This window comes from Klebsiella quasivariicola (genome assembly GCF_002269255.1).
Lineage (GTDB): Bacteria > Pseudomonadota > Gammaproteobacteria > Enterobacterales > Enterobacteriaceae > Klebsiella > Klebsiella quasivariicola.
Map to the genome: position 1 here is coordinate 3,282,571 of NZ_CP022823.1, position 21,694 is coordinate 3,304,264.

The 21,694-nt window shown below is 56.8% G+C and carries 24 protein-coding genes; 11 read left to right on the plus strand and 13 right to left on the minus strand.

What is annotated here, in order from left to right; translation table 11 throughout:
- Nucleotides 1-42: 42 nt before the first annotated feature.
- The 4 genes from ansA (at nt 43) to yajD (ending at nt 3,644) form a co-directional block, all read left to right on the plus strand.
- Nucleotides 43-1,062 (plus strand): asparaginase, encoded by a 1,020-nt coding sequence (gene ansA, locus B8P98_RS16330; protein ID WP_023289277.1) that lies wholly within the window; start codon nt 43-45, stop codon nt 1,060-1,062.
- 9 nt (nt 1,063-1,071) lie between these two features.
- Nucleotides 1,072-1,713, plus strand: a complete 642-nt coding sequence (pncA, locus tag B8P98_RS16335) for a bifunctional nicotinamidase/pyrazinamidase (RefSeq protein WP_025714474.1) — start codon at nt 1,072-1,074, stop codon at nt 1,711-1,713.
- A 173-nt stretch (nt 1,714-1,886) separates the two neighbouring features.
- Nucleotides 1,887-3,140: a glycoside hydrolase family 18 protein gene (locus B8P98_RS16340; RefSeq protein ID WP_025714475.1), complete on the plus strand. Its 1,254-nt coding sequence runs from the start codon at nt 1,887-1,889 to the stop codon at nt 3,138-3,140.
- Between the two features lie 159 nt (nt 3,141-3,299).
- The gene (gene yajD / locus B8P98_RS16345) at nt 3,300-3,644 is read left to right on the plus strand and encodes an HNH nuclease YajD (protein ID WP_002901254.1); all 345 of its coding nucleotides are present in this window, start codon (nt 3,300-3,302) and stop codon (nt 3,642-3,644) included.
- 95 nt (nt 3,645-3,739) lie between these two features.
- Here the strand turns inward: yajD and B8P98_RS16350 are convergent, their stop codons facing one another.
- Nucleotides 3,740-4,018, minus strand: a complete 279-nt coding sequence (locus B8P98_RS16350) for a YeaC family protein (RefSeq protein ID WP_004203787.1) — start codon at nt 4,016-4,018, stop codon at nt 3,740-3,742.
- A gap of 43 nt (nt 4,019-4,061) precedes the next feature.
- A complete protein-coding gene (msrB, locus tag B8P98_RS16355; RefSeq protein ID WP_008807627.1) occupies nt 4,062-4,475 on the minus strand; it encodes a peptide-methionine (R)-S-oxide reductase MsrB in 414 nt (137 codons plus the stop codon).
- 337 nt (nt 4,476-4,812) lie between these two features.
- Between msrB and gapA the strand changes: the two genes are divergently transcribed.
- On the plus strand, nt 4,813-5,808 hold the full coding sequence (gene gapA / locus B8P98_RS16360; protein WP_004203784.1) for a glyceraldehyde-3-phosphate dehydrogenase: 996 nt from the start codon (nt 4,813-4,815) through the stop codon (nt 5,806-5,808).
- Between the two features lie 74 nt (nt 5,809-5,882).
- Nucleotides 5,883-6,767 carry a D-hexose-6-phosphate mutarotase gene (locus tag B8P98_RS16365; protein WP_025714476.1) on the plus strand — a complete coding sequence of 295 codons (885 nt, stop codon included), beginning with the start codon at nt 5,883-5,885 and terminating at the stop codon, nt 6,765-6,767.
- Nucleotides 6,768-6,823: 56 nt separating this feature from the next.
- Here the strand turns inward: B8P98_RS16365 and B8P98_RS16370 are convergent, their stop codons facing one another.
- Together B8P98_RS16370 and B8P98_RS16375 are read right to left on the minus strand one after the other, a co-directional pair.
- Nucleotides 6,824-7,675 (minus strand): aldo/keto reductase, encoded by an 852-nt coding sequence (locus tag B8P98_RS16370; RefSeq protein WP_025714004.1) that lies wholly within the window; start codon nt 7,673-7,675, stop codon nt 6,824-6,826.
- Nucleotides 7,676-7,769: 94 nt separating this feature from the next.
- A complete protein-coding gene (locus B8P98_RS16375) occupies nt 7,770-8,516 on the minus strand; it encodes a MipA/OmpV family protein (protein WP_004203780.1) in 747 nt (248 codons plus the stop codon).
- A gap of 416 nt (nt 8,517-8,932) precedes the next feature.
- On the opposite strand from B8P98_RS16375, the gene yeaG reads away from it, so the two are divergent.
- Together yeaG and B8P98_RS16385 are read left to right on the plus strand one after the other, a co-directional pair.
- Nucleotides 8,933-10,867 (plus strand): protein kinase YeaG, encoded by a 1,935-nt coding sequence (gene yeaG / locus B8P98_RS16380; RefSeq protein WP_008807632.1) that lies wholly within the window; start codon nt 8,933-8,935, stop codon nt 10,865-10,867.
- 85 nt (nt 10,868-10,952) lie between these two features.
- Nucleotides 10,953-12,236, plus strand: coding sequence for a YeaH/YhbH family protein (locus B8P98_RS16385; RefSeq protein ID WP_012968476.1), 1,284 nt, complete (start codon nt 10,953-10,955; stop codon nt 12,234-12,236).
- Nucleotides 12,237-12,281: 45 nt separating this feature from the next.
- On the opposite strand, the gene B8P98_RS16390 is transcribed toward B8P98_RS16385, so the two are convergent.
- Entirely contained in the window at nt 12,282-12,845 is a 564-nt protein-coding gene (locus B8P98_RS16390; RefSeq protein WP_080897210.1) for a hypothetical protein, read from the minus strand.
- A gap of 158 nt (nt 12,846-13,003) precedes the next feature.
- Between B8P98_RS16390 and B8P98_RS16395 the strand changes: the two genes are divergently transcribed.
- Nucleotides 13,004-13,486: a glutathione peroxidase gene (locus B8P98_RS16395; RefSeq protein ID WP_080897211.1), complete on the plus strand. Its 483-nt coding sequence runs from the start codon at nt 13,004-13,006 to the stop codon at nt 13,484-13,486.
- Between the two features lie 121 nt (nt 13,487-13,607).
- Here B8P98_RS16395 and B8P98_RS16400 read toward each other — a convergent pair whose 3' ends face one another.
- Nucleotides 13,608-13,919 (minus strand): hypothetical protein, encoded by a 312-nt coding sequence (locus B8P98_RS16400; RefSeq protein WP_095033227.1) that lies wholly within the window; start codon nt 13,917-13,919, stop codon nt 13,608-13,610.
- A 67-nt stretch (nt 13,920-13,986) separates the two neighbouring features.
- Here B8P98_RS16400 and B8P98_RS31030 point away from each other — a divergent pair, with 67 nt between their 5' ends.
- The gene (locus B8P98_RS31030; protein ID WP_165931811.1) at nt 13,987-14,106 is read left to right on the plus strand and encodes a hypothetical protein; all 120 of its coding nucleotides are present in this window, start codon (nt 13,987-13,989) and stop codon (nt 14,104-14,106) included.
- Between the two features lie 72 nt (nt 14,107-14,178).
- Here B8P98_RS31030 and B8P98_RS16405 read toward each other — a convergent pair whose 3' ends face one another.
- Nucleotides 14,179-15,060 carry a LysR family transcriptional regulator gene (locus B8P98_RS16405; RefSeq protein WP_095033228.1) on the minus strand — a complete coding sequence of 294 codons (882 nt, stop codon included), beginning with the start codon at nt 15,058-15,060 and terminating at the stop codon, nt 14,179-14,181.
- A 175-nt stretch (nt 15,061-15,235) separates the two neighbouring features.
- Between B8P98_RS16405 and B8P98_RS16410 the strand changes: the two genes are divergently transcribed.
- Nucleotides 15,236-16,417 carry an MFS transporter gene (locus tag B8P98_RS16410; protein ID WP_095033229.1) on the plus strand — a complete coding sequence of 394 codons (1,182 nt, stop codon included), beginning with the start codon at nt 15,236-15,238 and terminating at the stop codon, nt 16,415-16,417.
- On the opposite strand, the gene B8P98_RS16415 is transcribed toward B8P98_RS16410, so the two are convergent.
- The 6 genes from B8P98_RS16415 to B8P98_RS16440 form a co-directional block, all read right to left on the minus strand.
- Nucleotides 16,414-17,430, minus strand: coding sequence for a C45 family autoproteolytic acyltransferase/hydolase (locus tag B8P98_RS16415; RefSeq protein WP_095033647.1), 1,017 nt, complete (start codon nt 17,428-17,430; stop codon nt 16,414-16,416). The two genes, B8P98_RS16410 and B8P98_RS16415, sit on opposite strands and share 4 nt — an antisense overlap.
- A gap of 21 nt (nt 17,431-17,451) precedes the next feature.
- Nucleotides 17,452-18,174 carry a glutamine ABC transporter ATP-binding protein GlnQ gene (glnQ, locus tag B8P98_RS16420; RefSeq protein WP_095033648.1) on the minus strand — a complete coding sequence of 241 codons (723 nt, stop codon included), beginning with the start codon at nt 18,172-18,174 and terminating at the stop codon, nt 17,452-17,454.
- A gap of 2 nt (nt 18,175-18,176) precedes the next feature.
- Nucleotides 18,177-18,833: a glutamine ABC transporter permease GlnP gene (glnP, locus tag B8P98_RS16425; protein WP_025714011.1), complete on the minus strand. Its 657-nt coding sequence runs from the start codon at nt 18,831-18,833 to the stop codon at nt 18,177-18,179.
- A 51-nt stretch (nt 18,834-18,884) separates the two neighbouring features.
- The gene (glnH, locus tag B8P98_RS16430) at nt 18,885-19,637 is read right to left on the minus strand and encodes a glutamine ABC transporter substrate-binding protein GlnH (protein WP_025714012.1); all 753 of its coding nucleotides are present in this window, start codon (nt 19,635-19,637) and stop codon (nt 18,885-18,887) included.
- A gap of 127 nt (nt 19,638-19,764) precedes the next feature.
- Complete coding sequence (locus B8P98_RS16435; RefSeq protein ID WP_174705286.1) at nt 19,765-20,319, minus strand: carboxymuconolactone decarboxylase family protein; 555 nt, start codon at nt 20,317-20,319, stop codon at nt 19,765-19,767.
- Nucleotides 20,316-21,644, minus strand: coding sequence for an aspartate aminotransferase family protein (locus B8P98_RS16440; RefSeq protein WP_095033230.1), 1,329 nt, complete (start codon nt 21,642-21,644; stop codon nt 20,316-20,318). The genes B8P98_RS16435 and B8P98_RS16440 overlap by 4 nt, the downstream gene beginning before the upstream one ends.
- Between the last annotated feature and the right edge of the window lie 50 nt (nt 21,645-21,694).

Below are 21,694 nucleotides of genomic sequence, written 5' to 3' on the forward strand. Positions count from 1 at the left end.
CTCTTTATACTGCGCCTGTCTACGACCAACCTAAGCGATGCTATGCAAAAAAAATCGATTTACGTTGCCTACACCGGTGGGACCATCGGTATGCAGCGCTCTGAACACGGCTATGTACCCGTTTCCGGCCATCTGCAGCGTCAGCTGGCGCTGATGCCTGAGTTCCATCGTCCGGAGATGCCGGACTTCACGATCCACGAATACCATCCGCTGATGGATTCCTCCGATATGACCCCCGAGGACTGGCAGCACATCGCCGACGATATCCGCAGCCATTACGAGGAGTATGATGGCTTTGTGATCCTCCACGGTACCGACACCATGGCGTTTACCGCCTCGGCGCTGTCGTTCATGCTGGAAAATCTCGGCAAACCGGTGATTGTGACAGGGTCACAAATTCCGCTGGCCGAGCTGCGTTCTGATGGGCAAATTAACCTGCTCAACGCCCTGTACGTCGCCGCCAACTACCCGATTAACGAAGTCGCGCTGTTCTTCAACAATCGACTGTTCCGCGGCAACCGCACCACCAAAGCCCACGCCGACGGCTTCGACGCTTTCGCCTCGCCAAACCTCGCGCCGCTGCTGGAGGCCGGGATCCATATCCGTCGTCTCGGAACGCCGCCCGCCCCGCAGGGCCGCGGAGAGCTTATCGTGCACCCCATCACCCCACAGCCGATTGGCGTGGTGACGATTTACCCCGGTATCTCCGCCGATGTGGTGCGCAATTTTCTGCGTCAGCCGGTGAAAGCGCTGATCCTCCGCTCCTACGGCGTCGGCAATGCCCCGCAGAATGGCGAGTTCATTCAGGTGCTGGCGGAAGCCAGCCAGCGCGGTATTGTGGTGGTCAATCTGACGCAGTGTATGTCCGGTAAAGTGAATATGGGCGGCTACGCCACCGGTAACGCTCTCGCTCAGGCGGGTGTCATCAGTGGTTTCGATATGACGGTGGAAGCGACGCTGACCAAGCTACACTATCTGCTTAGCCAGCAGCTGGACGTTGACGCTATTCGCGCGGCGATGCAGCAAAATCTGCGTGGCGAACTGACCCCCGACGAAGCTTAAGGAGAACGTATGGCACATCGAGCGCTATTACTGGTTGATTTGCAAAACGACTTTTGCGCCGGCGGCGCGCTGGCGGTTCCCGAAGGCGACAGCACCATCGAGGTGGCCAATGCGCTTATCGACTGGAGCCAGGCGCGCGGCGAGCCGATCGTCGCCAGCCAGGACTGGCACCCGGCGGATCATGGCAGCTTCGCCAGCCAGCACCAGGTGGAACCTTACACCCAGGGTGAACTCGACGGCCTGGCGCAGACCTTCTGGCCGGATCACTGCGTACAGCGCAGTGAAGGCGCGGCGCTGCATCCGTTGCTTAAGCAGCAGGCGATCGCCGCCGTATTCCACAAAGGACAAAACCGGGCCATTGACAGCTACAGCGCTTTTTTTGACAACGGTCACCGGCAGAAAACCGAGCTGGATGGCTGGCTGCGGGCGCAGGGCATTGTGGAGCTGACCGTTCTCGGCCTCGCCACCGACTACTGCGTCAAATTTACCGTGCTGGATGCCCTGACGCTGGGCTACGCGGTCAACGTCATCACCGACGGCTGTCGCGGCGTAAATCTGCAGCCGCAGGACAGCAGCCAGGCGTTTATGGAAATGGCCGCCGCGGGCGCCACGCTGTATACCCTCGACGACTGGCGGGAAACTCACGCGTAACCCCTCCCCCGGCGTCCACGCGCCGGGTCTTCTTTTGCCGCCACTTCGTTATCGTCCATAAATTGAACTCTCTCGCAGTTTCAACAGGTTATTGCTGGTAGTCTGGCAAGGCTATTTTTTCGCCACGCCATTTCCGTGGCGTGGTTATTTTTTTATGTCAAAGAGGAACCACTATGAAACGTTTGCCCTTGCTGGCAGCCTTGCCCTTGCTTTGCGCTTCCGCGCTCTCTGCCCAACCGCTGATGTCCGTCGGCTACTTCAACGGCGGCGGCGACGTCACTGCCGGGCCGGGCGGCGATATCGACAAGCTGGACGTCCGGCAGATTACCCACCTCAACTACTCGTTTGGCCTTATTTATAACGATGAGAAAGACGAGACCAATGCGGCCCTGAAGGATCCTGCGCATCTGCACGAGATCTGGCTGTCGCCGAAGGTGCAGGCGGATCTGCAAAAAATCCCTGCCCTGCGTAAACAGAACCCGAACCTCAAGGTCCTGCTGTCGGTCGGCGGCTGGGGGGCGCGCGGTTTCTCCGGCGCGGCGGCCACCCAAGAAACCCGTAAGGTGTTTATTCAGTCTGCGCAGGAAATTGTTGAAAAATATGGTCTGGATGGGATTGACCTCGACTGGGAGTTTCCGGTCAACGGCGCCTGGGGGCTGGTTGCCAGCCAACCGGCCGACCGCGATAACTTTACCGCGCTGTTAAAAGAGCTTCGTGCAGCGTTTGGTACCAGGAAACTGGTCACTATTGCCGTGGGGGCTAACGCAGAAAGTCCGAAAAGCTGGGTGGACGTTAAAGCGATTGCGCCCTCACTCGACTACATCAACCTGATGACCTACGACATGGCCTACGGCACACAGTACTTCAACTCGAATCTGTATGACTCCAGCCACTGGCCAACGGTCGCCGCGGCGGATAAATACAGCGCCGATTTTGTGGTCAACAATTACCTGGCCGCCGGGCTAAAACCCAGCCAGATGAACCTCGGGATTGGTTTCTATGGCCGGGTACCGAAACGGGCCGTCGAGCCGGGGATCGACTGGACGAAAGCGGATGCGCAAAACAATCCGGTCACCCAGCCCTATTTTGGGCCACAACAGATCGCGCTGTTTGCCTCGCTGGGCTATGACCTGAGCAAAGACACCTATGTGAAATACAACGATATTGTGGCCAAACTGCTCAACGATCCGCAAAAACGCTTTACCGAGCACTGGGACGATGAAGCGAAAGTCCCGTGGCTGTCGGTGCAGTCCGCGGAGGGCAAGCCGCTGTTCGCGCTGTCGTATGAGAACCCGCGCTCGGTGGCCATTAAGGCGGATTACATCAAGGCGAAGGGCCTCGCCGGGGCGATGTTCTGGGAATATGGCGCCGATGACCAGAACCAGCTGGCCCGTCAGCTGGCGGAATCGCTGGGGATCAAACACTAACCGCGGCTGTTTCACCGATCAACGCCGCCGGGCAGCGTGACGCAGGCAGCATCGGCTGCAATGCAGGTATCTCGCGCCGCCCGGGATCGGTTATGATGCCTGTTATCCGCTGCGCCACGCGCTGGCGCAGCTTAATCGTTTGACAGGAGGCAGGGGGCCATGGCCTATATCCCCAAAAATTACGCGCGTCTGGAAGTGGGTTACCGCGAAAAGGCGCTCAAGCTTTTTCCCTGGGTGTGCGGGCGCTGCTCGCGGGAGTTTGTCTACTCCAATCTGCGCGAACTGACGGTGCACCACATCGATCATGACCACTCCAACAACCCGGAAGATGGCAGCAACTGGGAGATGTTGTGCCTGTACTGTCACGATCACGAACATTCGAAGTACACCGAAGCCGATCAGTATGGCTCTACGGTGGTGGCGGGAGAAGATGCGCAAAAGAGCGTCGGCGAGGCCACCTACAACCCGTTTGCCGATCTGAAAGCGATGATGAATAAAAAGTAAGCAGGCTGGTCTGAGCGCTGCGCGCGGTCGTTCAGCCTGACGCCGTCCGGCGTGGGATCACCCAACGCCGGAACCGCTCCCGCCCCGCGAGCAGTTTATTGCAGCTTAACGGTGGCGATCGGCTTCGGCACGATGCCGAAATCTTCTTTCAGCTGCTGTTTGCTCTTCATCACCATCTGGCCACGGGTGTCGATGGTCATGTGCTGGGCGTCGGTGTTATACCGGGCCTGCCACAGCATCACCAGCTGCAGGCTATTTTCCTTCTGCTCCGGCGTCAGCGCCACGCCATCCGGCCATTTTCCCAGCTCCACCGCCGTCGCCAGACGCTGGTACACTTCCGGGGTCATGCTGTCGATAATTTGCTCAATATCCATCTTCCGCTCTCCTCCGCCTGGAATAATTTGCTGAATCGTTTCTTCAACCCTTGATCTGCTCGCCATTCTGCTCGTCGGTGAAGCTGAGCGACGCCGAATTAACACAATAGCGCTCGCCGGTCGGCTGCGGACCATCCGGAAACACGTGGCCGAGATGGGCGTCACAATTTCCACAACGGATCTCAATGCGCTGCATGCCGTGCGAGTTATCGGTCAGATAGCGAATGGCCTCATCGCTTACCGGCTCGTAGAAGCTCGGCCAGCCGCAACCGGAGTCGTATTTGGTCTGGGAGTTAAACAGCGGCGCATCGCACACCAGGCAGTGATACACGCCGTTTTTCTTGTTGTGCAGCAGCCGTCCGGTGAAAGGCGGTTCGGTGCCATGATGCTGCGTCACGTAAAACTGCATTTCGCTCAAGCCGTTTTTCAGCTCTTCCGGGGAGGGTTTATTCGCCATAGGCTTACATCTCGCTTTGCAATGGACTACTTTCGCTCCAATTCTAACAAAACATTAACAATGAAGCGTACACTTTTGTTCTAAACTTATCCGGTGCCCACAGGCAGCCAGATAATTGTGACTTAAATCACGTTTTTATCTTAAATGCCCTTTAAAATTCCGCGCGCAGCCCCCATATGGAATTGGGCTCAAAGGGAGAGTGAGGCAAATCAATCGCGCAAGGTGTGCTCAGGATTGATTTGTCGCAATGATTGACACGATTCCGCTTGACGCTGCGTAAGGTTTTTGTAATTTTACAGGCAACCTTTTATTCACTAACAAATAGCTGGTGGAATATATGACTATCAAAGTAGGTATCAACGGTTTTGGCCGTATCGGTCGCATTGTTTTCCGTGCTGCTCAGAAACGTTCTGACATCGAGATCGTTGCAATCAACGACCTGTTAGACGCAGAGTACATGGCTTACATGCTGAAGTATGACTCCACTCACGGTCGTTTCGACGGTACCGTTGAAGTGAAAGACGGTCATCTGGTCGTTAACGGTAAAAAAATCCGTGTTACCGCTGAACGTGACCCGGCTAACCTGAAGTGGGACGAAGTTGGTGTTGACGTTGTTGCTGAAGCAACCGGTATCTTCCTGACCGACGAAACCGCTCGTAAACACATCACCGCTGGCGCGAAAAAAGTCGTTCTGACTGGCCCGTCCAAAGACAACACTCCGATGTTCGTTCGTGGCGCTAACTTCGACACTTACGCTGGCCAGGACATCGTTTCCAACGCTTCCTGCACCACCAACTGCCTGGCACCGCTGGCTAAAGTTATCAACGACAACTTCGGTATCGTTGAAGGCCTGATGACCACCGTCCACGCTACCACCGCTACTCAGAAAACCGTTGATGGCCCGTCTCACAAAGACTGGCGCGGCGGCCGCGGCGCAGCTCAGAACATCATCCCGTCCTCTACCGGTGCTGCTAAAGCAGTAGGTAAAGTACTGCCAGAACTGAACGGCAAACTGACCGGTATGGCGTTCCGCGTTCCGACTCCGAACGTATCCGTTGTTGACCTGACCGTTCGTCTGGAAAAAGCAGCGTCCTACGAAGAAATCAAGAAAGCCATCAAAGCCGCTTCTGAAGGCGCAATGAAAGGCGTTCTGGGTTACACCGAAGACGACGTTGTTTCTACCGACTTCAACGGCGAAGTTTGCACTTCCGTGTTCGATGCTAAAGCAGGTATCGCACTGAACGACAACTTCGTGAAACTGGTTTCCTGGTACGACAACGAAACCGGCTACTCCAACAAAGTTCTGGATCTGATTGCTCACATCTCCAAATAAGTTGAGATGAATAAGTAATCTGTAAGAGCGACTTCGGTCGCTCTTTTTTTTGTCTGCAGAGATAGGATTGCACAATGATAAATAAAATTTTTGCTCTCCCGGTGAATGAAACCATTTCGCCCGTTATCTCCCGTCGCCAGCTTGACGACCTGGAGCTGATTGTCATCGACCATCCGCAGGTGAAAGCCTCTGTGGCGCTGCAGGGGGCGCATCTGCTCTCCTGGAAACCCGCCGGTGAAGAAGAAGTCCTGTGGCTGAGCAACAACACCCCATTTAAACAGGGCGTCGCCCTGCGCGGCGGCGTGCCGATTTGCTGGCCCTGGTTTGGCCCTTCTGCGCAGCAGGGTCTGCCGTCGCACGGTTTTGCCCGCAATCTGCCGTGGACCCTGGAAGGCCATGACGAAGACGACAATGGCGTGATGTTGACGTTTGCGCTCCAGCACAGCGCGGAAACCGTAAAGCTCTGGCCGCACGAGTTCACTCTCTATGCTCGCTTCAAGCTGGGCAAGACCTGCGAAATCGAGCTGGAAGCGCACGGCGAATTCGAGACCACCTCCGCCCTGCACACTTACTTCAACGTTGGCGATATCGCGGCGGTGAAAGTGAGCGGTCTTGGCGAGCGTTATATCGATAAAGTGAAGAATGCCGAAGAAGGCGTGCTGAGCAACGGCGTGCAGACCTTCCCGGACCGCACCGATCGCGTTTATCTCAATGCCGACAGCTGCAGCGTGATCCATGACGATGCGCTCAACCGCACTATCGACGTGGTGCATCATCATCAGCACAACGTAGTGGCCTGGAACCCGGGCCCGGCGCTGTCCGTCAGCATGGGCGACATGCCGGACGATGGTTACAAAACCTTCGTTTGCGTCGAAACCTGCTGCGTGACCCAACCGCAGAAAGCCAGCGAAGAGACCCCTTCTCGCCTGGCGCAGACCATCAGCGTGAAAAAACGCTAACAGCAAAAAGCCCCGTTTCCGACGGGGCTTTTTTTCTCCGCTGGCTGAGGTGCTGATTAAACCATATCCAGCCGGGTTTTTCGCTGCGGCGGCGGATAGAGGCGATCCAGCTGCGCGAGCTCTTGCGGGCTGAGGACGATATCGAGCGCGGCGGCATTCTGCACCACATGCTCAATACTGGCCGCTTTCGGGATCGCCAGCACTCCGGGATGACGAATCACCCAGGCGAGCAGCAGCTGCGCGACTGTCACCCCCCGCGCCTTTGCCATATTAATGATATCGGTATGCTGAAAAAGTCCATTGCGTAAGCGCCCCGCCTGGGCCAGCGGGCAGTAGGCCATCACCGGCAGACTGTGCTGTTGGCACCAGGGCAGGAGATCGTATTCAATGCCCCGCGATGCGAGATGATAGAGCACCTGGTTGGTTGCGCAATGCTCGCCACCCGCCGTCCGCCACAGCGCCTGCATGTCGTCGGTGTCCAGATTGGAGACGCCCCAGCGGCGGATCTTGCCCTCGTCCACCAGCCTTTCCATCGCCTCAACCGTCTCCTGCAGCGGGATATCTCCCCGCCAGTGCAGGAGATACATATCGAGATAGTCGGTCTGCAGCCGGCGCAGACTGTTTTCACAGGCGCGGCGCATCGCCGCTCCGCCGGCATGCCAGGGATAAACTTTGGAGACCAGCACCACCCGGTCGCGCAGGCCGCGGATTGCCTGGCCCACCACCTCCTCCGCCCCGCCGTCGGCATACATCTCCGCCGTATCGATCACCGTCAGTCCGTGGTCGATGCCCGCGCGCAGTGCAGCCACTTCCTGCTGACGCTGCGCCGCATTTTCGCCCATATACCAGGTGCCCAGCCCGATGGCCGGAACCGCCGCCTGCTCGCCAAAGCGTACTGTTTTTTTCACCGTCTCCTCCTCTTTAGCTTTCTGCACCACCATAAAGCAAAACAGGGCACAAGGCCCTGTTTTGATGCATGAAGTGCACTGTGATAATGCACAATCAGAAGGTGTAGGTGATCCCGGTGGAGATCAGGCCGCTCCAGGATTTATCCACCATCGGGCTGTCGGTAATTTCATCCGACAGACGGGTATAGCGTGCAATACCGTATACGCTCCAGTCGCCGAGGAAGCGATAGTTAGCCGACAGCTCCAGATACGGGTTCCAGCTGCTGTCCGGGTCATAGCTGCGCATGCCGCTGCGACGAGACTCGTGCTGTGAGACGCCATAGTAGTATTCGTTCTGATTGTCGCTGTTCCACTCCACGCCAATGCCCGGGGTCAGCGTCAGGTTACCGTTGGTGTAGCGGTACAGCCAGGCGAGATCCCAGTTGATACCGTTGCTGTTATCCAGCGTATCGCCGGCAATCGTCGTGCGCAGGAAGCCATAGGGCGTGTTGTGGACATACGAAAGACCGGCCATCACCGTCGATTTACGTTTATCCAGACGACGCATTTGTTCACTGTCGCTGTCACCCGGCTTGAAGTACATCGGTGACCAGTAGGCCGTAATCGACAATTTATCGTTGGTATCATTCCACAGGTAGTAGCCCCCGCCCAGCCCGTGGAACCAGAAGTTATCGCTCTCATAACTAATGACCGGCACCGGATAGACATCCGCATCATATTGCTTATACGGATGCTCAACGATACCTACGCCAGCCCCAAGAGTGAACTTCCCGTCGGCATGCGCCGCGCTGGCGGACGTCGCAATTAGCACGCCGAGTGCCAGAAGTTTGATTTTAGTCACAATCCATATTCCCGTTGTCAAATAATCAGCCCGTGCAGTTTACCGTCGTAGGTCTCATGCCTCAAATTCTTTACCCGACATGACACAAATCGTTCACTTTCTCACCCTTCTCTTACTATCTGGTGACAACCCGGTGACAGCTTCGCGTCCTGACGAATCAAAAAGCGTCATTTTCAGGATGAGTTATTGATATGTCATTGAAATTGATTTTCTGCGTCATGCAAGATTTCTAAATGCATCTACGCTTAAATTTAGAAGGTGTAATTGCAGGGCACATTCACGCTACTCCACCCGCAACCTGGCATAAGGGTTGCTGGATATCTGGAGAGCGACGTTCAGCTTATGTCTTCCGGGGGCCCCCACTACTCATATGAACGGCTCTCAACCTGTGCTAAAAAACGAAAGGACGGCATGCCATGAATATATTCGATCACTATCGCCAGCGCTATGAAGCTGCCAAGGACGAAGAGTTCACACTGCAGGAGTTTCTTACCATCTGCCGGCAAGATCGCAGTGCCTATGCCAATGCGGCAGAACGTCTGTTGATGGCCATTGGTGAACCCGTCATGGTTGATACGGCTCTCGAGCCGCGGCTATCCCGTCTCTTTTCAAACCGGGTTATCGCACGCTATCCGGCCTTTGAAGAGTTTTACGGTATGGAAGACGCCATTGAGCAGATCGTTTCCTACCTCAAGCATGCCGCCCAGGGGCTGGAAGAGAAGAAACAGATCCTCTATCTGCTGGGGCCGGTGGGCGGTGGTAAATCGTCGCTGGCTGAACGGCTGAAAGCGTTGATGCAGCGCGTGCCCATTTATGTACTGAGCGCCAACGGCGAGCGCAGCCCGGTCAACGATCACCCGCTGTGCCTGTTTAATCCGCAGGAGGATGCGCAGATCCTCCAGAAAGAGTATGGCGTCCCTACCCGCTATCTCGGCACGATCATGTCGCCATGGGCGGCCAAGCGCCTGCACGAATTTGGCGGCGATATAACTAAATTCCGCGTGGTCAAAGTCTGGCCATCGATTCTTGAGCAGGTCGCCATCGCCAAAACCGAACCGGGCGACGAGAACAACCAGGATATTTCGGCCCTGGTCGGTAAAGTGGATATCCGTAAGCTGGAACATTATGCGCAAAACGACCCGGACGCCTATGGCTACTCCGGTGCGCTGTGCCGTGCCAACCAGGGGATTATGGAATTCGTCGAGATGTTTAAAGCGCCGATTAAGGTGCTGCATCCGCTGCTGACCGCCACCCAGGAAGGGAACTATAACGGTACCGAAGGGATCTCCGCCCTGCCGTTCAACGGGATAATCCTCGCCCACTCCAACGAATCGGAATGGGTGACCTTCCGTAATAACAAGAACAATGAGGCCTTCCTCGACCGCGTCTATATCGTCAAGGTGCCTTATTGCCTGCGTATCTCCGAAGAGATCCGCATCTATGAAAAACTGCTCAACAGCAGTGAGCTGACTCACGCACCGTGCGCCCCGGGCACCCTGGAAACGCTGGCGCGTTTCTCGATTCTGTCGCGTCTGAAAGAGCCGGAGAACTCAAGCATCTACTCGAAGATGCGGGTCTATGACGGCGAAAGCCTGAAAGATACCGACCCGAAAGCGAAGTCCTATCAGGAGTATCGCGATTACGCCGGGGTGGATGAAGGGATGAACGGGCTCTCCACCCGCTTTGCCTTTAAGATCCTGTCACGGGTGTTTAACTTCGACCATGTCGAGGTGGCCGCCAACCCGGTGCATCTGTTCTATGTGCTGGAGCAGCAGATTGAGCGCGAACAGTTCCCACAGGAGAACGCCGAGCGCTACCTGGAGTTCCTCAAAGGCTATCTGATCCCGAAATACGCCGAGTTTATCGGCAAAGAGATCCAGACCGCTTATCTGGAATCCTACTCCGAGTACGGGCAGAACATTTTCGATCGCTATGTCACCTACGCCGACTTCTGGATCCAGGATCAGGAGTATCGCGATCCGGATACCGGGCAGCTGTTTGACCGTGAGTCGTTGAATGCGGAGCTGGAGAAAATTGAGAAGCCGGCCGGGATCAGCAACCCGAAAGACTTCCGTAACGAAATCGTCAACTTTGTGCTGCGCGCCAGAGCCAACAACAGCGGACGTAATCCGAACTGGACCAGCTACGAGAAACTGCGCACGGTTATTGAGAAGAAAATGTTCTCTAATACCGAGGAGCTGTTGCCGGTCATTTCGTTTAATGCCAAAACATCCACTGATGAGCAGAAAAAACACGACGACTTTGTCGACCGCATGATGGAGAAAGGCTACACCCGCAAACAGGTTCGCCTGCTGTGCGAGTGGTACCTGCGGGTTCGTAAATCGTCCTGATGCGTCAAGCCCGGCGGTACGCCGCCGGGTCAACTGCAGCTGAATGATGATAAGTAAAGTTGGCTAATGCAGTACAGGAGGGCATATGACCTGGTTCATAGACCGACGCCTGAACGGGAAAAACAAAAGCGCCGTCAACCGCCAGCGCTTTTTGCGCCGTTATAAGGCGCAGATCAAACAGTCGATCTCCGAGGCTATCAATAAGCGCTCGGTAACCGACATTGAGAGCGGAGAATCCGTCTCGATCCCGACGGACGATATCAACGAGCCGATGTTTCATCAGGGTCGCGGCGGCCTGCGCAACCGCGTCCACCCGGGCAACGACCATTTTGTGCAAAACGACCGCATTGAGCGCCCGCAGGGCGGTGGCGGCGGCGGCGGCGGTGGACAGGGGCAAGCCAGCGCCGATGGTGAAGGAAAGGATGAGTTTGTCTTCCAGATTTCGAAAGATGAGTACCTGGATCTGTTATTTGAAGATCTGGCCCTGCCGAACCTGAAGAAGAACCAGCACCGGCAGCTGAACGAGTTTAAAACTCATCGCGCGGGCTTTACCTCGAATGGGGTGCCAGCCAACATCAGCGTGGTGCGTTCGTTGCAGAACTCGCTGGCTCGCCGTACGGCGATGACCGCCGGCAAGCGCCGGGAACTGCGCGCCCTGGAGGAGGATCTGGAGACCATCAGCCGCAGCGAACCGGTGCAGCTGCTGGAGGAGGAGCGCCTGCGTAAAGAGATTGCCGAGCTGCGCGCCAAAATTGAACGGGTGCCGTTTATCGACACCTTTGACTTACGCTACAAAAATTACGAAAAGCGGCCGGAGCCCTCCAGCCAGGCGGTGATGTTCTGCCTGATGGACGTCTCAGGCTCGATGGACCAGGCCACCAAAGACATGGCCAAGCGCTTTTATATCCTGCTGTATCTGTTTCTCAGCCGGACCTATAAAAACGTCGACGTGGTCTATATCCGTCACCATACCCAGGCCAAAGAGGTGGATGAACACGAATTCTTCTATTCTCAGGAAACCGGCGGCACCATCGTCTCCAGTGCCCTGAAACTGATGGATGAAGTGGTGCAGGCCCGTTATGACCCGGCGCAGTGGAACATCTACGCCGCCCAGGCGTCGGATGGCGACAACTGGGCCGATGACTCCCCGCTGTGCCACGAACTGCTGGCAAAGAAAATTCTGCCGGTGGTGCGTTATTACAGCTACATCGAAATTACCCGCCGGGCGCATCAAACCCTGTGGCGCGAGTATGAACATCTGCAGGCGACCTTTGATAATTTCGCCATGCAGCATATTCGCGACCAGGAGGATATCTACCCGGTATTCCGCGAACTGTTTCACAAGCAGTCATCCAAAAGTGAAGCATAGTTAACTGCTCAGCCAGTAAGTCGAGTGACTTGCTGGCTGTTTTTCTCAGACACAAGGCCCGGTGGCACATCCATACATCATGTAAAACGGAAACAACGGGGCCAGGGCAACGGCGCCAAGCGAGCTGATCGTTTTGGTCTTATCATTGATTGATACCACAACGGGGTGCGCTAACTGGTAGGCGGCGGCCAGATCTGACGCGTCCGATGCAGTCCAAAATCCTGTCGCTTTAAACAACACCCCGAGGCGATCGTTATCAATCTGCACCGCATGATACTGATTCACCAGCTCGCTATGCTGCCCGGCATCCAGTTTGCGCTGATCCATCACCACCAGATATTCCGCCGTCACCTCATGTTGTTCCACGACAAAGTTAACCCGCACGCCGGAAGCCTGTTGGTGAAAGCGTTCATAAAAGGTCTTATAACGCTGATATTCCTGCGGCACACCGTCACGGACAAAGCGGTAACTGTATTTCGCTGAGCTGGCGACAATACCGGACTCCGTGGGTTTAACCGCCACAATAGTATCTGTCGGCGGCAAGTTTGGCGTGCTGATACATCCTGCAAGCATCGCCGCCACCACCAGCGATAAGACATATTTCATCATTTTCAGCCGTTCCTGTTCGCGATTTTTTCTATGATAACTGGCGTTTTTTTAACACTCCAGGTACAAATCCCTAACCCTGTGTATCATAACTGCCTAATCTGCTTCAAACATTCGCGCGATCGTCGGCGTTGAACTGTTTCTACTCTCAGGAGCCTGCTATGACCCCTTTTTATCAATTGACGGCCACCCGCCTGCGCGGCCAGCCCCTCTCAATGTCTGACTATACTGGCAAGGTGGTTCTGGTGGTGAATACGGCCAGCCATTGTGGCTTCACGCCGCAATATGCTGGCCTTGAAGCGCTCTACCAAAAGTACGCGGCTCAGGGGCTGGTTGTGCTGGGTTTCCCCTGCAACCAGTTTGGTCAGCAGGAACCCGGCGGTGCGGATGAAATCGAGCAGACCTGTCACGTTAACTACGGCGTGAGCTTCCCGATGTTTGCGAAAGTGGACGTCAACGGCCCTGCCGCACACCCGCTGTTTCGTTATCTGAAACAGGCGTTGCCCGGCATGCTCGGCGGCCGGATCAAGTGGAATTTCACCAAGTTCCTGATCGCTCGTGACGGCACCCCTCTCAGGCGTTTTGCCCCGTTCACGACACCGGAGAAAATGGAGGACGCCATTGTCGCTGCCCTCACGCGCTGAGTGTTCCCGTCATGCCACGTTCACCTGGCGGTGGCTGGCTGCCCATGCAAGGTAGACGTCGATCTCACGCGACCAGCAACCGTCTGTTGCTGGCCGATCTTCCACCTGCCCGGTCATCAGCCTACAGCGGCGACACGGCCTCAACTTCATGCTGAAACACATAGGGGTCGGAGAGGAGTGCGAATGCGTCGTCGTCCGGATAGGTGACCGCGACGTGATAGTCTTCGCCTGCGAAGGCTTTGACCGCCGCAAGATCCTGCCAGTAGGTGGCGAGAAAGAAATGCGCCCATTCGCCCTGGTTTTCCTGGCGCACCAGCGCGCCTCGGTTGCCGGGGATACCCCGGGCGTGTTCCACGCCGGTCCGCTCAAGGTGCCGGGCAAACCCCTCGGCATGTTGCAATGGCACACAGCCGTGCCAGGTCCTGACAATCATTTGCGTTCTCCTGTAATGATAAACGTCTCACCCTAACATCGACAGGCATTTCTGGGGGAGTACAACAATGCGGCGCTGGCAACAACACAAAATTATTTTGCCGGACGGGGATATCCTCTCACTCTGCAGTATTTTCAACTGCGAAGCAGCATTGGGCCGAATCTTGCGCGACGAGTATCATTGTTAGCTGGCGCGGAAAAAAAACCGCAACTCGTCCCCCCCGGGCAGTCTTATCGATACACGAGATACCTACGCCCCTTCAGGGCAACGCCAGCCGATCTTGATGGTCCGCAAAGAGAGTGATGAGATGGTCGGCGATAACCCGCACGCGTCTGGACCCGGCCAGGTCGGAATGCATCACCAGCCAAAGTGTTTGATCCGCACCGATCTCCGGCTGCAGGTACTGCAGCCCGCTGGCCCGCGCCATAAAGTGCGGCAGGACGCCCAGTCCAAGTCCCGCTGATACCGCGGAAACCTGGGCCACGAGCGTATTGGCTTCGACTTTACAGGGACGCCCTCGCAGGGTGCGCGCGATCCATTGGGCGGCCGGCAGGTGCTGGTGAGTCTCCGGCCACCCCACAAAGTCCGCCTCGCTCAGCGACAGGCCGTCCGCGCCGGCCAGATAGCCGGCGGCGCCATAGACGCCAAACCCCACCGTCCCCAGCCGCTTTAACGTCAGATGCCCGATGTCAGGCTTAACCATGCGGATCGCCAGATCGGCATCCCGACGGTGCAGGTTCACCGGCTGCACGCCGCTCAACACCTCCACCCGCAGGTCAGGATAGTGGTCCAGGAGCCCTTTCAGTGACGGCAGAATAAAATGGGTGGCCAGGTTATCCGAGGTGGCCAGGCGGACAACCCCGGCGACATGCCCCTGCAGCTGCGCCGCTTCGCCGAACGCCAGGCCTGCGTATTCCAGCGCCTCCGCCCGCGCGAGCAGGGCTTCGCCATCGTCGGTCAGGCGATAGCCGCTCTGATGGCGGCTGAAAAGCGGGACCTTCAGCGACTGTTCCAGCCGATCCAGCCTGCGGGACACGGTGGCAATCCCCATGTTCATCTTGTCGGCAGCGCCGCTCAGCGTTCCCGCCCGGGCGATGGCGAGGAAGATGCGCGCATCGTCCCAATGAAATTCTGCTGTCATCTCTTTTCCGTTTATGGAAAACGGCTCTCCGTTTTCTGCTCTTTTTTATCAATTTTGCAGGGATGATACTGCACGCCACTCGCGGAGACAAACAGGCCATCCGATCGCCTGTGCTCTCCTCACCTGAACGTCCGTGCACCATGCGCGACTTCCCTCTTCTTAGGATACGCCTGATATGAAAGAGATTGCTTTACCCCTTAACCCAACCCCGGCGCGCGTCTGGATAGCCGTCATTGCGCTCGGGATCTGCGCCTTTTCGATCGTCACCAGCGAACTGGCGCCGGTGGGCATGCTTAGCGCCCTGGCAGCGGATTTTCACCAGACGGAATCCGGTATGGGGCTTGCCGTCACCGCCTACGGCTGGGTGGGCGCCCTGGCGGCCCTGCTTTCCGGCGCGATGCCGGCGCGTATTTCACGCAAGGCGCTGCTGGTCGGGCTCATGCTGACCCTGGCGCTTTCCTGCCTCGCGGCGACCCGGTCTTATTCCATGTTCGCCCTGATGAGCGCCCGCATGATTGGCGCCCTGGCGCATGGCGCCTTCTGGGCCTTAATTGGCATCGTCGCCGCGCAGCTGGCGCCGCCGCACCGGCTGGGGTTGGCTACGGCAATCATTTTTGGCGGCGTGTCGGCGGCCAGCGTGGTGGGGGTGCCGCTGGCAAGCTTTATCGCCACTCTGGCGGGCTGGCGACACGCGTTTTTGGCGGTGGCCCTGTTGTCACTGGCCGCAGCGGTAGTGCTGTGCTCGACGCTGCCCGCGCCCACCCCGGTCAGGCTGCGTGTTTATCGCGATATCTTCCGCAATCCGCTGCTCTGTGGCCTGTATGGTGCCACGGCCTGCATCATTACCGCTCACTTTGCCGCCTTCACCTACGTTGAACCGCTGCTGATAACACTGCAGGGAGTACCGGCGACCACCCTCTCCGGCCTGCTGCTGTTGTCAGGGATCTCCGGACTGGTGGGTAACGTTATCGCCGGTAAGCTTATCGATCGTCATCTGCAGGGGCTGATTTTTGCTTCACTGCTGCTGAGCGGGGGCGCGCTGGCGCTCCTCGGCACCGGACGGCTTGCCCCCCTGCCTTTCTGTTTTAGCGGGCTGCTGTTAGCCCTGTGGGGCGCCGGTATCGCGATTGTATTCGTCGGCTTACAGACCTGGCTGCTGCGCAGCGCAGGCGAGGTCGCCCAGCCGGCGTCCGCCATCTATGTGGCTATTTTTAATGCCGCCATCGGCACCGGGGCGCTTGTCGGCGGCCAGCTGATCGCCACCGCGGGCTTGTCAGGCATGGTGTGGCTGGCGGCGGGGATCATGGCGGGCAGTACGCTGCTGATCGCCCTGCTGAAAACGCCCTCAACCCGCTAAAGGCTGCCCTGTAAAACCGCGTTTTCCCGATCCAGCGTGAAGACCTGCCACGCGACCTGAGTCGCACTCAGGGTAAAAATGGCCGTCGCCAGCGTATTTTCCTCGTCCGGATCGTCGGGAGATAGCCGGTAAATCGGTAACAGCGGATCCTGCTGGTCGGAGAGCATCGCTTTCGCTGCTGCCCCATCCAGCGACGGATTCGACGCCAGCCACGCGTCCAGGCGCTGCTGGCGTGAGCCGGAGCTCCCGGTCACGATCTGTTCCATGCCCTCAAGCTGGGGATGGATCAGATGGTTGGCATGCCCAAAGGTGGCGGTCAGCTCGCGCACTGAGCTGCCGGAGCCAGTAGCTTCCACGCTAAACAGACGGCTATCACCCATTTGACCCAGCGTGTGGTGAAACGCGCCCGCGCGCGGTGAGGCGGTCAGCAGGCTAATGGCCTCATCTAAGGTGGTGGCATTCAGCGATGCGCGGGCCAGAATCTGGCGCGGCATCCCGTCCGGACGATGCACGGCACGAATGTTGTTGACCGTATTAACTATCCCCTTCTCATTCACCGCGAAGGTGTGCCCGCACAGGGAGCCGGGATAGGCGAAGCTGGTGAAGGCGAGGCCCGCATCCGGCGTCACATGGACGATGGCGCATTCACCGCGCAGCTGCGGGAAGCCGTCTTCGTTGTGCGCAATAATTAACTCCCCCTCAGCGCATCTCCCCGCCAGGGTGGTGCAGCCATCCGACGTCGAACGTACCAGATCGCCGCGACAGTTCCAGGCAAACACCTCCTCCACTGGCGCCTGCAGCCCCTCTGCCATGCCCTCCAGCTCCTGCCAGATCAGCGGGAACTGAGCCTGGACGGCTGCGCGCATGCGCTGGATTTGTTCCGCCGTTTTCATGGCGGTGACGGTTTGCCACAGCGCTGTTTGCCTGATTTTAGTATGCCAGGCCTCACGACCAAACGCGCCAAGCTGCTGACCTACCGCACAGGCGGAACCACGGATTGCGATTGTTTTCATATTGTCATTATTCACTTATGTTCAGGATACATGTTGTAAAAACTCTTGCAGACGCGGATTGCTGCTGGCTGTGAGCAGCACCTCAGGTGAACCATCTTCGGCAATGGTGCCGCCATCGATAAAGATCAACCGCGAAGCGACCTCTCTGGCAAAGCCAATCTCATGCGTCACAATCACCATTGTCATGCCCTCTTCGGCCAGCGAGCGCATAACCTTTAACACTTCATGCCGCAGTTCGGGATCGAGGGCGGAGGTTGGCTCATCAAATAACATCATTTTGGGTTTCACCGCCAGGGCGCGAGCAATCGCCACCCGCTGCTGCTGACCGCCAGAGAGTTGCGCCGGATAGTGGTTAGCGCGTTCACGCAGACTCACGCGGTCCAGCAATGCCAGCGCCTGCTCCCGCGCCGCGGCCTTGCTCTGCTTACGTACGCGAACCGGACCGAACATGACATTCTCCAGGGCGGTCAGATGCGGGAACAAATGAAACTGTTGAAACACCATACCGGCTTCGCGGCGAATATCACACTCATTGGCGTGCGGATCCGTAATATGCATGCCCGCCACCAGCAGCGTGCCCGAGGAGATCTCCTCCAGCTTATTAATGCAGCGCAGCAGGGTCGATTTTCCCGAGCCGGAGGGGCCAATGATCACCACCACCTCGCCCGCTTCAATCTTTAAATTGATATCGTGCAGTACCTGAGTGGCGCCGAAGTTTTTCGCCACCGCGCTAAATTCAACCATGCTCATAAAATATGGATCCTTTTCTCAAGTTGTTTCAGCAGGAAGCTCAGACACAATGTCAACAACAGATAAATCATCGCCACCGCGGTCCACACCTCCAGCGCACGAAAGTTACCGGCAATAATCTCTTGTCCCTGGCGGGTTAATTCCGCCACGCCAATGACAATAAACAGCGAGGTATCTTTTATACTGATAATCCACTGATTGCCTAACGCCGGGATCATTCGCCGAAAAGCCAGCGGCATAATGACATGCCATAATGTACTGCGCGGCGATAGTCCCATCGCCAGGCTGGCTTCTTTAAATCCTTTATTGATTGACAGAATCGCGCCCCGGGTGATCTCGGCAATATAAGCGCCGGAATTAATGACAATAGTGATAATGGCGGCGGGGACCGGGTCAATACGCACCGGCAATACCATCGGAAGGGCGAAATAGATAAACATCACCTGCACCATAATAGGCGTTCCGCGGATTAATTCGACAAACACCAGCGACACCGTTTTGGCTATTTTACCGCCTAATGCGCGGCAGGTCCCCGCCAGCAAACCAATAATTAACCCGCCCAACAACCCTGTTAACGAAATAATCAGCGTCAGCTGCAAGCCTTGCATCAGCAGCGGTAATGCTTCCCAAATATAGCGACTGTCAAAATTCATCATTGTACCCGTCAAGAAAATATGAGGTCGGATCGCGCCGACCTGGCAGGGTTATTTCGGCTGCTTAGCAAACCATTTAACGTAAATCTTATCGTAGGTGCCATCGGCACGCAGGGCCTGCAGCGCCTGGTTTACTTTTGGCGTCAGACTACTGTTTTTCTGCATCGCAAAGCCATACTGCTGTGGCAGAATGCTGTCCGTCTCACCGGTGGATTTGACCTTGCCATTACCCGCCGTCTTCACGTAGTAAAGGACATTTGGCGAATCGTGAACGACGGCATCGAGATTACCGGCCTGCAGGTCAAGATAGGCGTTATCGATGTTCGGGAACTCGATATAATTCGCTTTATATTTGCTTTTCATAAAGCTGGCCGCCGCCGTCCCCTGCTTAAGGCCGACTTTTTTCCCGGTCAAATCACTGAATTTAACAATAGTATTGTCAGTACTTTTCACGGCCATTAACAGATCGGCATTATAATACCCGTCACTGAAATCCACGACCTGTTTACGCGCATCGGTAATTGTTATACCCGCCATCGCCACATCCAGATTACGCGATTGTAATCCGGGGATCAGGCCGCCAAAATCCATTGGCCTTAATTCGTAGCTGATATGCATTTTCTTCGCGATGGCATCCCACAAATCGATATCAAACCCGACATATTTATCACCTTGTTTAAATTCAAAAGGGACAAAAGCAGTATCGACACCTACCGTTATTTTATCCTGGGCGGCGGTAGCAAAACTGGCTGAACAGATAACCAATGCCAGTGTGAGTTTTAATTTATTCAATAATCCAGTCATAATTACCCTCAGCGTCAGTGAAATAGCCTACAACGAACGTCAACCTGCGAAATATATCGCCGGAAGAACCAATAATAAGCGCGGATATGCCGGGCGCAGGATTATGCGCCCGAATTAAAACGATAACTTATTCAGAAAACAGCGAGTCAGAGGTATCCGGTGCTGGCGTCTGGGCGCAGTTCATCACCATCGAGAGAAAACTGTAATAACCGTTTATCCCAATCAGATCCACGACCCCCTTTTCGCCCCATAACGCAATGGCCTGCTGCCAGGTATCATCGCTGACCTTTTGCTGTTGATGCAGTTGCTGACAAAAGTCATAGATCACCTGCTCATCGGGCCGGAGATCGTCTGGCGGGCGCTGTTGCTTAATCGCCCGCACCGCCGCGGCAGAAATGCCTTTCTCACGTGCGATTGGCGCATGGATCGCCCACTCAACCGGCTGTGACCAGTGCCGTGCGGTCAGCAAAATCACCAGTTCAGAAAGACGCTGGCCCAGCGCGCTGCGATAACGCAGGTACTCCCCCATACGCTGGGCATGCGCCATCAGCTCAGGGCTACGCAGCAGCGGTTCAAAAGGCGGCAGCAAGGCGCCGCGCGGCCCATTGATAATCTCTTCCGCTAACTGACGTTGCTGGTCGTCCCATTCTTGTTCCGCTAAGGGCGGCAAACGATTGATCATAATTTCCCCGTCTCTTCGCGGATCACGCTCTCCAGGGTATCGACCACAAAGTCGATCTGCGCCGGGGTGATGATAAACGGCGGTGCGATCAGGATGTGATCGCCATACTGACCATCGATCGTGCCGCCCATGGGATAGACCATCAGTCCACGCGCCATACAGTGTGCTTTGATCGCCGCATGCAGCTTCAGGTCAGGATCGAACGGCGTTTTGTCGTCTTTATCGCGCACCAGCTCGACGCCGGCAAACAGGCCGCGTCCGCGTGTATTCCCGACATGCGGTAACTCACCCAGCACCTCGCGCAGGGCCTTCTGCAGATAGGCGCCCTGCTGTTTGACGGCATCCAGCAAATTATCGCGCGCAATCACCTGCTGCACCGCCAGGGCTGCCGACGCGGCGGTAGCATGACAAATGTAAGTGTGACCATGCTGGAACAACCCGCTGCCCGCCTTCAGCGCGGCGACAATAGTCTCACTCGCCAGTACCGCGCCAATCGGCTGATAGCCTCCACCGAGTCCCTTGGCGATGGCCACTAAATCGGGCACTACGTCGTCCTGTTCAAACGCATGCAGCGTCCCGGTCCGCCCCATACCGCACATCACCTCATCGGCGATATACAGGATGCCGTATTTGTCGCACAGGCGGCGCACGCCTTTCAGATACCCCGGCGTCGGCGGCGTGGCTCCCGTCGTCGCCCCGACGACGGTTTCCGCACAGAAACCGATAATCGTTTCCGGGCCGGCCTCAAGGATGGCTTGCTCCAGCTCATTAAGCAGACGCTCGGTATATTGTTGTTGGGTCTCGTCAGCCCGGCGATCGCGGTACTCGTTGCAGGCTGAGACGCGGATGACATCCATTAATAAGGGGGCAAACTGACGACGGCGCCATTCGTTACCGCCCACCGCCAGCGCGCCCAGCGTATTGCCGTGATAGCTCTGTTTACGGGCGATAAAGCGGGTGCGCGATGGCTGGCCGATCTCCACAACGTACTGCCGCGCCATCTTCAGCGCCGTCTCTATTGCCTCGGATCCGCCTGAGACAAAGTAGGCGTAGTTCAGCTCGCCAGGCGCTGTACGCGTGAGATGGTCGGCCAGCTGCTCTACGACATTGCTGGTAAAAAAGCTGGTGTGCGCATAGGCCAGCCGATCGATCTGGCGGTGCATCGCCGCCAGCACATCAGGATGCGCGTGCCCGAGGCAGGAAACGGCGGCCCCGCCGCAGGCATCGAGATACGGTTTGCCCTGGGCATCAAAGATATAGGCCCCTTGCGCGCGTGAGGCGACCATCGGCGTGCTACGCAGGCTGCGGTGAATGACATGACTCATACTGGGTTCGGCTCCTGAATCCGCGACATTAATTGAGCGTATCTTGCAGG